10 protein-coding genes and 1 pseudogene are annotated in these 12,720 nt (G+C 64.1%); 8 read left to right on the forward strand and 3 right to left on the reverse strand.

Features of this window, described 5'->3' with window-relative positions; all coding sequences use genetic code 11:
• Positions 1-223: 223 nt before the first annotated feature.
• Positions 224-2,404 carry a polyphosphate kinase 1 gene (gene ppk1 / locus AC1DMG_RS14420; protein ID WP_441603700.1) on the forward strand — a complete coding sequence of 727 codons (2,181 nt, stop codon included), beginning with the start codon at positions 224-226 and terminating at the stop codon, positions 2,402-2,404.
• Positions 2,405-2,463: 59 nt separating this feature from the next.
• Here ppk1 and AC1DMG_RS14425 read toward each other — a convergent pair whose 3' ends face one another.
• Positions 2,464-3,042, reverse strand: coding sequence for an NADPH-dependent FMN reductase (locus AC1DMG_RS14425; RefSeq protein WP_477177383.1), 579 nt, complete (start codon positions 3,040-3,042; stop codon positions 2,464-2,466).
• A 331-nt stretch (positions 3,043-3,373) separates the two neighbouring features.
• Between AC1DMG_RS14425 and AC1DMG_RS14430 the strand changes: the two genes are divergently transcribed.
• Together AC1DMG_RS14430 and AC1DMG_RS14435 are read left to right on the forward strand one after the other, a co-directional pair.
• Positions 3,374-5,110: a GGDEF domain-containing protein gene (locus tag AC1DMG_RS14430; protein ID WP_477180679.1), complete on the forward strand. Its 1,737-nt coding sequence runs from the start codon at positions 3,374-3,376 to the stop codon at positions 5,108-5,110.
• Positions 5,111-5,186: 76 nt separating this feature from the next.
• Positions 5,187-5,621: a VOC family protein gene (locus AC1DMG_RS14435; RefSeq protein ID WP_441603697.1), complete on the forward strand. Its 435-nt coding sequence runs from the start codon at positions 5,187-5,189 to the stop codon at positions 5,619-5,621.
• Positions 5,622-5,634: 13 nt separating this feature from the next.
• On the opposite strand, the gene AC1DMG_RS14440 is transcribed toward AC1DMG_RS14435, so the two are convergent.
• Entirely contained in the window at positions 5,635-6,519 is an 885-nt protein-coding gene (locus AC1DMG_RS14440; RefSeq protein WP_441603696.1) for an AraC family transcriptional regulator, read from the reverse strand.
• A gap of 194 nt (positions 6,520-6,713) precedes the next feature.
• Between AC1DMG_RS14440 and AC1DMG_RS14445 the strand changes: the two genes are divergently transcribed.
• The 5 genes from AC1DMG_RS14445 (at position 6,714) to AC1DMG_RS14465 (ending at position 12,405) form a co-directional block, all read left to right on the forward strand.
• A complete protein-coding gene (locus AC1DMG_RS14445; RefSeq protein ID WP_477177381.1) occupies positions 6,714-8,639 on the forward strand; it encodes a CocE/NonD family hydrolase in 1,926 nt (641 codons plus the stop codon).
• Between the two features lie 113 nt (positions 8,640-8,752).
• Positions 8,753-9,415 (forward strand): TetR/AcrR family transcriptional regulator, encoded by a 663-nt coding sequence (locus tag AC1DMG_RS14450; RefSeq protein ID WP_477180680.1) that lies wholly within the window; start codon positions 8,753-8,755, stop codon positions 9,413-9,415.
• Positions 9,412-10,380, forward strand: a complete 969-nt coding sequence (locus AC1DMG_RS14455) for an HlyD family secretion protein (protein WP_477177380.1) — start codon at positions 9,412-9,414, stop codon at positions 10,378-10,380. Before AC1DMG_RS14450 ends, AC1DMG_RS14455 begins: the two co-directional genes overlap by 4 nt.
• Before the next feature lie 7 nt (positions 10,381-10,387).
• Entirely contained in the window at positions 10,388-11,317 is a 930-nt protein-coding gene (locus AC1DMG_RS14460; RefSeq protein WP_477178640.1) for an ABC transporter ATP-binding protein, read from the forward strand.
• Complete coding sequence (locus AC1DMG_RS14465) at positions 11,314-12,405, forward strand: ABC transporter permease (RefSeq protein WP_477177379.1); 1,092 nt, start codon at positions 11,314-11,316, stop codon at positions 12,403-12,405. Before AC1DMG_RS14460 ends, AC1DMG_RS14465 begins: the two co-directional genes overlap by 4 nt.
• 64 nt (positions 12,406-12,469) lie before the next feature.
• Here the strand turns inward: AC1DMG_RS14465 and AC1DMG_RS14470 are convergent.
• Positions 12,470-12,720 (reverse strand): annotated as a pseudogene (locus tag AC1DMG_RS14470) (DUF3761 domain-containing protein); the annotation flags it as partial.

The raw sequence follows: 12,720 nt of genomic DNA on the forward strand, positions 1-12,720 counted from the left end.
GGGTGCGCTCCCACAAATGATCATCGGCGGCAATCACGGCTCCATAACATCCGACTATGCACTGTCACAGGTTCGTCAGATGCGATGGGCAATATGTCGGTCTTATGACAGCGCACACGTCTGCGCTTTCCTGCCATGGCCCGGTCGCAATTGACGGCTTACCATGCTTTCCATTCGCGGATAGCGCAGCCAGTCTCGCGCCCGCCCATCGAACGGTGAACCGATGAGTACCGATGTCGTCCGAACCAGCGCAGAGCGCGACGCCGCCATCACCGAACAGGTGCCCGCCGCACCCGTCCAGGCGCCTGCCGCGAGCGCTGCGCCGGACTTGAACGATCCCACCCTGTATATCAATCGCGAACTGTCGCAACTGCAATTCAACATCCGCGTGCTGGAGCAGGCGCTGGACGAAAGCAAGCCGATCCTCGAGCGGCTGAAGTTCCTGTTGATCTTCTCCAGCAACCTGGACGAGTTCTTCGAGATCCGCGTGGCGGGCCTGAAGAGCCAGATCGCCTTCGATCACGAAATCGTCGGATCCGACGGCGTGGCGCCACGCAAGGCGTTGGCCGAGATCAGCGAGATCACGCACAAGCAGATCGAACGGCAGTACGCGATCCTCAACGACAACATCCTGCCGGAGCTGGCGCGCAACGGTATCCGCATCGTTCGCCGCAACGAGTGGTCGCACAAACAGAAACTGTGGGTGCGTCGTTACTTCCGCCACGAAGTCGCCCCGCTGGTGACGCCGATCGGACTCGATCCGACCCACCCGTTTCCGTTGCTGGTGAACAAGAGCCTCAACTTCATCGTGCAGCTGGAAGGCACCGATGCGTTCGGCCGCGATTCGGGCCTGGCCATCGTGCCGGCGCCGCGCGTACTGCCGCGACTGATTCGCCTGCCCGACGAGGTATGCGAGGGCGGCGAGAACTTCGTGCTGCTGTCCTCGATCATTCATGCGCATACCGAGGAACTGTTCCCGGGCATGTCGGTTCGCGGTTGTTACCAGTTCCGCCTGACCCGCAATGCCGACCTCACCCTCGACCCGGAAGACGTCGAAGACCTTGCCCGCGCGTTGCGCGGCGAGCTGTATTCGCGCCGCTTTGGCGATGCCGTGCGACTCGAAGTGGCGGACAACTGCCCCACCGAGCTGACCGACTACCTGCTGCGCCAGTTCGGCCTGACCGCCGCCGAGATGTACGAGGTGAACGGCCCGGTGAACCTGGCGCGCCTGTTCGGATTGATCACCAAGACGCTGCGCCCGGAACTGCAGTACCCGCCGTTCACGCCGTCCATTCCCAAGGCTTTGAAAAAGGCCGAGGACCTGTTCCAGGTGATTGGCCGCCAGGATGTGTTGCTGCTGCATCCGTACGAGTCGTTTGCGCCGGTGGTCGATCTGCTGCACCAGGCGGCGAAGGACCCGACCGTGTTGGCGATCAAGCAGACGCTGTATCGCAGCGGTGCGAATTCCGAAATCGTCGACGCGCTGGTGGATGCGGCGCGTTCGGGCAAGGAAGTGACCGTCGTCATCGAGCTGCGCGCGCGCTTTGACGAGGAGTCCAATCTCACCCTGGCCTCGCGCCTGCAACAGGCCGGCGCCATGGTGATCTACGGCGTGGTCGGCGTGAAGACGCATGCCAAGCTGATGCTGATCCAGCGTCGCGAAGGCGAGGAACTGGTGCGTTATGCGCACCTGGGTACCGGCAACTATCACACCGGCAACGCGCGCCTTTACACCGACTACAGCCTGCTCACCTCCGACCAGGCGCTGTGCGAAGACGTGCACAAGCTGTTCAGCCAGCTCACCGGCATGGGCAAGCTGCTGCAGATGAAAAAGCTGTTGCACGCACCGTTCACGCTGAAGAAGACGCTGCTGGAACTGATCGCGCGCGAGACCGCGCATGCGGCGGCCGGCAAGCCGGCGCAGATCATCATCAAGGTCAATGCGGTCACCGATGCCAAGATGATTCGCGCGCTCTACAAGGCCAGCATCGCCGGTGTGAAGATCGACCTGATCGTGCGCGGCATGTGCTGCCTGCGTCCGGGTGTGCCGGGCATCTCGCACAATATCCGCGTGCGTTCCATCGTGGGCCGCTTTCTGGAGCACAGCCGCGTGTACTGGTTCCTCAATGGCGGCGAAGAGAAGTTCTACCTGGCCAGCGCCGATCTGATGGAACGCAACCTGGATCGCCGCGTGGAAACCGGTTTTCCGGTGGAAGGAAAGAAGCTGCAGAGCCGCCTGAAGAAGGAGCTGGAACTTTATCTATCCGACAACTCCAGTACCTGGCTGCTGCATGCCGATGGCCGCTATGCGCGCAGTCGGCCAGGTGCGAGCCAGACGGTGCGCAATGTGCAGACGCAGCTGCTGGAAAAGATTTGCGGCTCAGGTGTCAGTGCCGATATGTGATGCGCCCGGACCGGTTGCGCCGCCCCTGTTCTGGCAGAGGCAGCGCAACACGTTCCGGCTCACCGGGCTCGGACGCCATCCTGGCGGTGGCGTTTGACCCAGGCAACATAGCGATCCATGAAGCCCTGCAGGAATTTCTGCGTGCCCTCGCTGGCGATCGAGCCGTCCTCGGCGAAAAGACCGTCCTTGGCGTGGATGAACACCTCGGGCTGAGCGAGCGTGGGCACGTCGAGATAGGCCAGTACGTTGCGCAGATGCTGCTGCGCCATCGCGCCGCCCTGGGCGCCCACGGAGACGCCGATCACGGCCGCCGGCTTGCCCGCGAATGAATTGGTGCCCCACGGACGCGATGCGATGTCGATGGCGTTTTTGAGCACACCAGGGATCGAGCGATTGTATTCCGCAGTCACGAACAGCAGTGCATCGGCGGCGCCTATCTCCTGCTTGAGGCGTTTGCCTTCGGCAGGGTAGTCGGTATCGAAATCCTGGTTGTACAGCGGCAGGTTGTCGATGCGGATGTGTTCGAAGCTCAGCTCCGGCGGAGCCAGCGCCTCCACGGCGCGGGCCAGCTTCCGGTTGAAGGAATCCTTGCGCAGGCTGCCCACCAGAACGGCCACACGGATCTTCTCGTTGCTCATTGCCTAGCTCCCAGAGAGTGGAATTGGAAGTCGCCGAAAGGCATAGAGCATGGCATTGCAGGCAGTGAACCCCTCGTGATAAACCTCCGTCACACGGCTGCTCTGGCCTTGTGGCATGATGGCCTTATAGCCTTCCATACCGCCCATCGAGTCTTGGCGTTATTGGTTCCAACAAGGCGCCGCCAGCCATGGCGGCCTTGGCAACACGCACGGATGATGCCCTGCCCGCGCCACCGGTAACGCGGGTTTCTGCTCACAGGATTGACCGGATCGGCCATAAAGCTGCGTACGACTCCCACAGCGGAGCGGTGCGAAGAAGGGGGACCGGTACATGGTTGGGCCACTCGCGACCATCGCGACGCGTCGCTACGGGCGGATGCTGGGCATCCTCGCCCTGCTGTTGTTCGCCTGCTCGGCGCATGCCGCCACGGCCCTCACCGGTGCGGCGCGAGAAGTCATGCCTGGCGATACCCCGCAGTCGGTGTTGGATGCCTACCATCGGGGCGAGTTGGCCGGTTTCGATCCCAATCTGCTGCAGCGGTTCTCCCGTCGCGGGCTGGGCACCTGGGTGGTGCTGCAGCCACAACCCCCACTCGTGAACGAAGAGCGGGTGCTTTCCGTCTATCCCCCGCCGCTGGCGCCGGTGACGCTGTTCAATGCCGACGGCTCGTCGCTGAGGATGTCGCTCGACGACTTTATGGCCACCGCCCACGGCAACGGCCGCCTGGCCTACCGCATCAGCGCCGACACGCCGGCTTCTTCGCCCATCCTGATGAAGATCGAGCCGGGTACGGTCAACCATGCCGTCGCCGGTTTTCATCTGCAGCCGTGGAACGAATATCTGCTGACCGATGCGCAATGGCTGGCCTTCGCCAGCGCCTGCTTCGCCGTCATGGTGGCCATGTCGCTGATGGCGCTTTGCCTCGCACTGATGCTGCGCGATAGCACGTTCGCCTGGTACGCCGGTTACGTGCTCTGCTACGCCCTGATCCAGGGCGTGCAGACGGGCTATCTGTTCCATCCGCTGGAGCTGACCTGGCTGGGCGGTGTGGCGCCGATGATCGCTTCGTCGGCGATGGCCTTGTCGCTCGCCTTTGCGGCCATGTTCGTCTCACGCTTCTGCGAATTGCCACGCTATGCAGCCATCCTGCAGACGCCGACCGTGGCGCTGGCCGTGGGCATGCCGCTGCTGGTGTTGCTCGACAACAGCCAGGTCGCGGTACTGCAGCAGACCGCCCAAGTACTGGTGACGCCCTTGCTGGTGATCGGCACGCTGTTGCTGCTCAGTGCCGCCGTGGTTGCCGCCGTGCAGGGCTCTCGCCCAGCCTGGTTCTTCCTGGTCGGCTGGACCCCTCTGCTCGCGCTCACCGCGCTGTACAGCTCGCAAATGACCGGCATGCTGCCGGATGTCACCTGGCTGGGCGATGCCTGCCTCGCCGCGGGAGCATTTGAAGCCATCGTGCTTTCGCTGGGACTCGCTGATCGCGCCCTGATGATGCGACGCGACCGCCATGTGGTGCAGGAGCTGGCCGACAACGACGCGCTTACCAATGTGCTCAACCGACGCGCCTGGACGGAGAGCGTGCAAAAGGTGCTGGGCAATTGCGGGACGCAACCGATCGCCCTGCTCTTCCTCGATCTCGATCACTTCAAGATGCTCAACGACCGCCAGGGCCATGCGGCCGGCGACCGCKCCCTGGTCGCGGTGGCCGAGGCCTTGCGCAACGAACTGCGCCCGCACGACCTGCTGGGTCGCTACGGCGGCGAAGAGTTCGTAGCCATGCTGTTTGGCATCGAACAGAACCAGGCCATGCAGGTGGCCACGCGGCTATGCCGCCGCGTCTATCGCCTGGAGATACCGGTGAACCAGACTGGCCTGGTGCTCAGCGTGAGCATCGGCATTGCCATGCGCACGCACGAAGACACGGTCGACACCCTGGTGGAGCGCTCGGATCTGGCCATGTACCGGGCCAAGTTGGCTGGCCGCAACCGCGCCCGGCTGGACGAGAAACTGGAAGGCGTGCGCCGTAGCTGGCCCCGCGCGGTAGAGAGCGACCGCAGCGCCTGAGCGGCACTCGGAAAATCGACAAGACATGGCCGCACAACAGGGTACGCTCGGCCCATCCCTGTCACGGAGCACGCCCATGAGCACGCCACACGCTACCGGCAGCACCATCATTCCCTGTCTGCGCTATCGCGATGCGCACGCCGCCATCGACTGGCTGTGCAAGGCATTTGGCTTCCACCAACAAGCCGTCTACGACGATGACCAAGGCGGCGTGGCCCACGCGCAGCTCACCTACGGCAGCGGCATGTTGATGCTCGGCTCGGTCAACGACAACGAGTTCGGTCGACGCATGGTGCAGCCTGACCAGGTCGATGGACGCGAGACGCAGTGCCCTTGCGTGATCGTCAAGGATTGCAAGGCGCACTACGAACAGGCCAAAGCCGCCGGCGCCATCATCATCGACGAGTACGCCGAGAAGGAATACGGCGGCGCCGGTTATAGCTGCCGCGACCTGGAAGGTCACCTGTGGTGGTTCGGAAGCTACGATCCCTGGGCCGAGACGGCCGGATGATCCGCGCGTCGGCTCAGCAGCGCGCGACCGGCAAATAGACGTCCGCACGCAAGGAGGCTTCCGGCACTTCCTCGGGGTCATCGAGGAAATGCCGGAACGGATGTTCATCGCGCAGAACGTAGCCGCTATCGGGCAACCAGTGGCCGATCAGGCGATCGGTCAACCCGCCCAGTGCATCGTAGGAGCCCACGTGGCGCCAGCGCGCCCACAGGCCGCCGCCCAGTTGCAGCGGCTTGGTTTCCGAGTCGCCTGGCACCTCGTTTCCCTCGAAGGCCAGTGCACAATCGAAGGCGCCGTGGTCGGGCCGCGCGTCAGGGCCGCCATCGTGGGCAATCCCGTAGATGCCGGTCAGGCGCTCCAACAACGCACGCTCGGCGGCCCAGGCGAATAGACGTCCATAGGCCTGATCCAGTTCGCGATGCGCGCCCTCATAGCGCGTTGCCACGACGCGAAAAGGCTCGACCGAGACGACTTCGACCTCGAAGGCCTGCTCGGCCGCATCTTGCCTGGCGGGACGACGAAGGCGCTGCATCGCTTCGTGCAGTCGTCCCTGCTGCCCGCGCAGTTCGCTCGGCGTGGCATCGAAGGCCTGCCGGAACGCGCGTGCAAACGCCTGCGGTGTTTCGTATCCCACCGCCAGCGCCGTCTCGGTGACACGCTCGGCGGGCTCGGACAACAGCTGCAAGGCGCGCAGCCAGCGCAGGCGCGCAACCGTCTGGCCGATCGTTTCGCCAGCGAGCGCACGGTAGATCCGATGAAAATGGAACGGCGAAAGATGGGCAGCGGCCGCCAGTTGCGCCAACTCCGGCAGCGCTTCGCCCTGGGCCACCGCCGACTGGAGCAGGGCGACCACGCGATCGATGCGTTGCAGATAGTCCTGACGCGTATGGGTTTTCATGACTGGGCTTCCTCTGGGAGTGGGCCCAGTGTGGTCGGCGCCTTCGGCGGCAGCGTTCCCATTCTTGCGCACTGGGCATCGTATAGGCAGGAAGTCATGGTGGGAGCTTGGGGGCCACTCGCTTACAGTCGTACCGGGGCTCCATCCACTCACTCGCCCGAACGGCTATCGCTAGCCGCTCGCCTGGAGGATTCATGCGTATCCGCCGTACCCTGCTCGCCGTTGCTCTCGCCGCTGCCGGCGTCTCGATTGTCCATGCGCAGACGGCGCCGCTCACGCCGGATATCACCTCCAAGGCCTACGCGGCCGAGACCGCCGGCTACGACTACGTGAAGCGCGAGGTGATGATACCGATGCGCGACGGCGTGAAGCTGCATACGGTGATCGTGATACCAAAGAGCGCGCACAACGCGCCGATCCTGTTGACGCGCACGCCCTACGACGCGAGCGGCCGCGCCGAGCGCTTCACCTCCCCGCATATGGATGCCACCCTGCCGCAAGGTGACGAGGTGTTCGTGCACAGCGGCTACATCCGCGTGTTCCAGGATGTGCGCGGCAAGTACGGCTCCGAAGGCGACTATGTGATGACGCGTCCGTTGCGCGGGCCGCTCAACGCCAGCGACGTGGACCATTCCACCGATGCCTACGACACCATCGACTGGCTGGTGAAGAACCTGCCCGAATCGAACGGCCGCGTCGGCATGCTCGGCTCCTCCTATGAAGGCTTCACCGTGGTGATGGCGCTGATCCATCCGCATCCGGCGCTCAAGGTGGCCGCGCCGGAAAGCCCGATGGTCGACGGCTGGATGGGCGACGACTGGTTCCACTACGGCGCCTACCGCCAGACCAACTTCGACTACATCTACGGCCAGACCAGCAAGAAGGACGGCAAGAAAGGCGGCATCCCGCGCGTGGGCTACGACGATTACAGCAATTTCCTCAGCGCCGGTTCCGCCGGCGATTACGCCCGCGCAAACGGCCTGGAGCAGTTGCCGTTCTGGCGCAAGCTCGACGAACACCCCGCGTACGATGCCTTCTGGCAAGGCCAGGCGCTGGACAAGATCATGGCCGGGCAGCCGGCGGCCGTGCCCACCATGTGGCTGCAGGGATTGTGGGACCAGGAAGACATGTGGGGCGCGATCCACAGCTACGCCGCCACCGAAGGCAAGGACAAGGGCAACGACAAGAATTTCCTGGTGATGGGACCATGGCGGCACAGCCAGGTGAACTACGACGGGCGTTCGCTGGGCCCGTTGCAGTGGGATGGCGACACGGCTTTGCAGTTCCGCCGCGATGTGCTCAAGCCCTTCTTCGATCAATATCTGGTCGCCGGCGCGCCGAAGGCAAACACGCCGCCGGTGCTGATCTACAACACCGGCGAAAACCATTGGGACCGCTACAAGTCGTGGCCGCTCAGCTGTGACAAGGGTTGCAGCAACAAACCGAAGTCGCTGTATCTGGGCAGCAACGGCTCGCTCTCGTTTACCGCACCCGCATCCGACGCCGTGAAATACGACGAGTACACCTCCGACCCGGCCAAGCCCGTGCCTTACCAGCCGCGCCCCGTGCATTTCGCCGATCACGATGCGTGGACGCGCTGGCTGGTCAACGACCAGCGTTTCGTGGATGGACGTCCGGACGTGCTGACCTACGTGAGTGAACCGCTCACTGCGCCCCTGCATATCGGTGGCGCGCCGCAGGTGAATCTGTATGCCTCCACCAGCGGCACCGACAGCGACTGGGTGGTGAAGCTGATCGACGTCTATCCGGATACGGTGCCGTCCAACCCCGAGATGGGCGGCTATGAGCTGGCCGTGTCGCTGGATATTTTCCGCGGCCGCTATCGCACCAGCTTCGAACATCCGCAAGCGCTGACGCCCGACCAACCGCTGCTTTACGCGTTTGGCCTGCCCACCACCAACCACGTGTTCCAGCCCGGCCACCGCATCATGGTGCAGGTGCAGTCGAGCCTGTTCCCGTTGTACGACCGCAATCCGCAGACCTTCGTGCCCAATATCTTCGACGCGAAGCCGGCCGATTACCGGAAGGCCACGCAGCGCGTATGGCACTCCCCGGGTACCGCCAGCTCCATCAGTCTGCCGGTGGTGCCCAACGGCTGACCGACCGTTCAATCCACCCCGAAAGGCCGGCTCATGCCGGCCTTTCTTATTGGTAAATACCTATACCTTCCAGCCACTTGAAAATTAATTAAAGCTATGATTAATTAATAGCCATGACGACCAAACCACGCCCTCCGCAGTCGGCCGCCCGCCGCACCCCTGGCCGCCCCACCACGGACAGCCCCGACTTGCGCGCCAGCTTGATCGAGGCGGCCCTCGCCTGCTTCGTACGGGACGGCATCGCAGCGACCTCCTTGCGCAACATCGCCAAGGAAGCCGGCGTGACCCCCGCCATGCTCAATTACTACTTCGGCAGCAAACCGGCCCTGCAGAACGCCGTGTTCGAGGAACGCCTGCTGCCCGCCGTCATGAGCCTGCGCGAAGTGGTGAGCACTRCAGGCGATGACGTGCACGCCATGGCCAGGCAATTCGTGCAGGGCGTGCTGGGACTGGTCGACGCCTTCCCATGGTTTCCCTCGCTATGGGTCCGCGAAGTCCTGTGCGAAGGCGGCGCCCTGCGGGAGCTCCTGCTTTCGCGCATCGGGCCCGAGCTGCCACAGATGCTGGCCCGCCGTTTTGCACAGGCGCAGCAGCGCGGACAGATCCATGCCTCGCTTGATCCACGCCTGATGGTCGTATCGCTGATCGGCCTGACGTTGTTCCCGGCGGCCAGCGCCCCGATCTGGCGGCAGATGTTCCAGGCCGACCTGGGCACGGACGTGCTGGTCCGCCACGCGCTTGCCCTGCTCGAACATGGCATGGGAGTCCCGCCATGAACATCCATCATCGTTTGGTCGCCACGCTGGTCGCCTCGCTGCTGCTGGCCGGCTGCCAAGAGTCGCCCCCGCAGACGCTGGGCACCGTGGAATTCGACCGCATCACGCTACCCGCGCCGGCCGCCGAGCACATCGTGAAAATCGACGTACGCGAAGGCCAGTACGTTCCCGCCGGCACGCGCATCATGCAGCTGGAAACCACGCGTACGCAGGCCGCACTCAACTCCGCTCGCGCCGACCTGCAACAACAGCAACAGGCTTTGCTCGAACTTCAGCGCGGTCCGCGTGAAGAGCAGATTCGCCAGGCGCGTGCCAATCTTGCCGGCGCACAGGCGCAGTCCCGTGACGCCAATGCGTATTACCAACGGCTGTCCGCCCTGGGCAAACAGCAATTCATCTCCGCGGCGGATCTTGACCGCGCCAAAGCCTCGGCCGGCAATGCCGACGCAGCCGTGGCGGCCGATCGTGCAGCGCTCGATCAGCTCGTCAACGGATCGCGCGTGGAAGACATCGCCCAGGCACGCGCCGCCGTGACCTCGGCAACCGCCAACGCAGCTTCGCGAGCGGTCGATCTGGACAAGCTCGATCTGACCGCGCCGCGCGATGTACGCGTGGACAGCCTGCCCTACAAGTTGGGCGACCAGGCCCAGCCCGGCACGCCGCTGGTCATCCTGCTTGCCAGCGACACGCCCTATGCACGCGTCTACGTACCGTCGGCGCTGCGTCCGTCGATCAAGGTCGGCGACAAGGCGATCGTCAAACTGCACGACGGCAAGCAGCAATTCCATGGCACGGTGCGCATGATCCGCAGCGAGCCCACCTTTACGCCGTACTACGCCTTGAGCGGCGAGGACGCGACGCGACTGAGCTATCTGGCGGAGATTGCCCTGGGCACCGATGCCCGCGATCTTCCCCAGGGCTTCCCCGTTGCCGTTGCCTTCCCCGGCAAAGCCAGCCATGACTGACAACGCCATTCACGCGCAGGGACTGACCAAGCGCTTCGGCGCGCTGGTGGCCGTGAACAGCGTCAACCTGGACGTGCCGCGGGCCTGCGTCTATGGATTTCTGGGGCCCAACGGCTCGGGCAAATCCACCACGATACGCATGCTGTGCGGGCTGCTGACACCCAGCGAAGGCAAGATCGACGTACTGGGCTTGCGCATCCCCGAACAGGCCGAAGCGCTGAAGCGGCGCATTGGCTATATGACGCAGAAGTTCTCCCTGTTCGAAGACTTGTCGGTGCGCCAGAACCTGGAATTTCTCGCCACCGTGCAGGGCTTGTCGCGCCATGAGACGCGTGCACGCGTGGACGAGCTGTTGCAGCGCTATCGGCTGGACGATCGTCAGCAGCAACTGGCCGGCACCATGAGCGGCGGGCAAAAGCAGCGCCTGGCGCTGGCGGGTGCGATCGTGCACAAGCCGGAACTACTGTTCCTGGACGAGCCCACCAGCGCGGTCGATCCCGAGTCGCGACGCGATTTCTGGGAAAAACTGTTCGAGCTCGCCGATGCCGGCACCACCATCCTGGTATCCACGCACTACATGGACGAGGCCGAGCGTTGCCATCGCCTGGCGATTCTCGACACCGGCAACCTCGTCGCCGACGGCACGCCCAAAGAACTGACCGAGACGTTGCTCGGCCGGACCTTTGTGATCCGCGCCCACTCCCCTCGCCAGGCGAAGGCAGCGCTGGATGACCGGCCCGAGGTGTTGAGCGTGGCCCAGATCGGCAACGAACTGCGCGTACTGATGCGCGATGACAAGGTCAGCGTGGAAACCCTGCGCCATGCGCTTGGCGATGTCGATGCCTCCATGGACATCCAGACCGTGGCACCCAATCTCGAAGACGTCTTCGTGGTCGCCACGCGCAGGCTCGGTCGACCTCAGGAGCGAGCGGCGTGAATCTGCGACGACTGTGGGCCATCATGGTGAAGGAGTTGCGCCAGATGCGGCGCGATCGCGTCACGCTCGCCATGATCATGGGCATGCCGATCCTGCAATTGCTGCTGTTTGGCTACGCCATCAATCTCAACCTGCGCAACCTGCCGGCGGCAGTCGTCGACCAGGCACAGACGGCTGGCTCGCGCGCTGCCGTACAAGACATGCTGGCCAGCGGCGTCATCGAGCTCAAGGCCAGCGCGCAGTCGCCGCAACAGCTGGTCGACCTGCTTCGCGAGGGCCGCATCAGCGTGGGCATCGCCGTGCCGCCGGATTTCGAGCGTCGCAAGCTCGATGGTCGCGAAGCCATCCAGGTGATGGTCGACGGCAGCGACAACGTCGTGCAGTCCGCTGCCGCACAGCTGGCGCTGTACCCGCTCAACCAGCCGGACAATTTCCACGCGCAGGCGCCAACGCCGATCAGCGTGGTGAGTTTCTACAATCCGGAACGCCGCTCGCCGGTCAACATCGTGCCGGGACTGATCGGCGTCATCCTCACCATGACCATGGTGCTGTTCACCGCCGTCGCCATCGTGCGCGAAACCGAACGCGGCAATATGGAGTTGCTGATTACCACGCCGGTCAGCCGTACGGAGCTGATGATCGGCAAGGTGCTGCCGTATGCCGCTATCGGCCTGGTGCAAACTACCGTGGTGTTACTGCTGGGCGTGTGGCTGTTTCGCGTGCCGATCCGCGGCAGCCTGTGGGACGTCTATCTGGCGTCGGGCCTGCTGATTCTCGCCAATCTGTCGCTAGGTCTGCTGATCTCGACGCGTGCACGCTCGCAGTTCCAGGCGATGCAGATGACGTTTTTTGTGTTCCTGCCATCGATCCTGCTCTCGGGTTTCATGTTCCCTTATGCCGGCATGCCGCTGCCCGCCCAGTGGATTTCCGAGGCCTTGCCGCTAACCCATTTCATGCGCCTGATCCGCGGCATCATGCTGCGTGGCGCTGACCTGGGTGATCTGTGGCATGACGCGGTCGCCCTGGTGGCGTTCATCGCGGTCATGCTCACGCTGGCCATTCGCCTGTTCCACAAGCGACTGGATTGAACCCTGCTCACGCCGGGCACAAAAAAAAGGCCCGCACGCGCGGGCCTTTTCAGGCGACACAGAATTACTGCGTACAAGCCTTGCCGTGATCCCCGTGATAACCCTTGGCCTTGGCATCGGCCTCGCTCATATACGCGCCCGACTTCGTCTTGCCGTACCACTTGTCGCCCTGGCAGTGATAGACCTTGCTGCTGTCGTTGACCCATACCATGCCCGGACCACCGCCCGGCGCGGCGTTGGCCGGCGGCTGCGGTCCCGCCGACTTGGCAGCGGCAGCGGGCGCAGCCGCCGTGCTCTTGGGCGCCATGCTGTTGC

Source organism: Dyella sp. 01N36, assembly GCF_056399745.1.

Coding starts and splice junctions, on each gene's coding strand:
- AC1DMG_RS14445 (WP_477177381.1), top strand. CDS start 6,714: ATGCGTATCCGCCGTACCCTGCTCGCCGTTGCTCTCGCCGCTGCCGGC.
- AC1DMG_RS14440 (WP_441603696.1), bottom strand. CDS start 6,519: ATGAAAACCCATACGCGTCAGGACTATCTGCAACGCATCGATCGCGTG.
- AC1DMG_RS14455 (WP_477177380.1), top strand. CDS start 9,412: ATGAACATCCATCATCGTTTGGTCGCCACGCTGGTCGCCTCGCTGCTG.
- ppk1 (WP_441603700.1), top strand. CDS start 224: ATGAGTACCGATGTCGTCCGAACCAGCGCAGAGCGCGACGCCGCCATC.
- AC1DMG_RS14435 (WP_441603697.1), top strand. CDS start 5,187: ATGAGCACGCCACACGCTACCGGCAGCACCATCATTCCCTGTCTGCGC.
- AC1DMG_RS14425 (WP_477177383.1), bottom strand. CDS start 3,042: ATGAGCAACGAGAAGATCCGTGTGGCCGTTCTGGTGGGCAGCCTGCGC.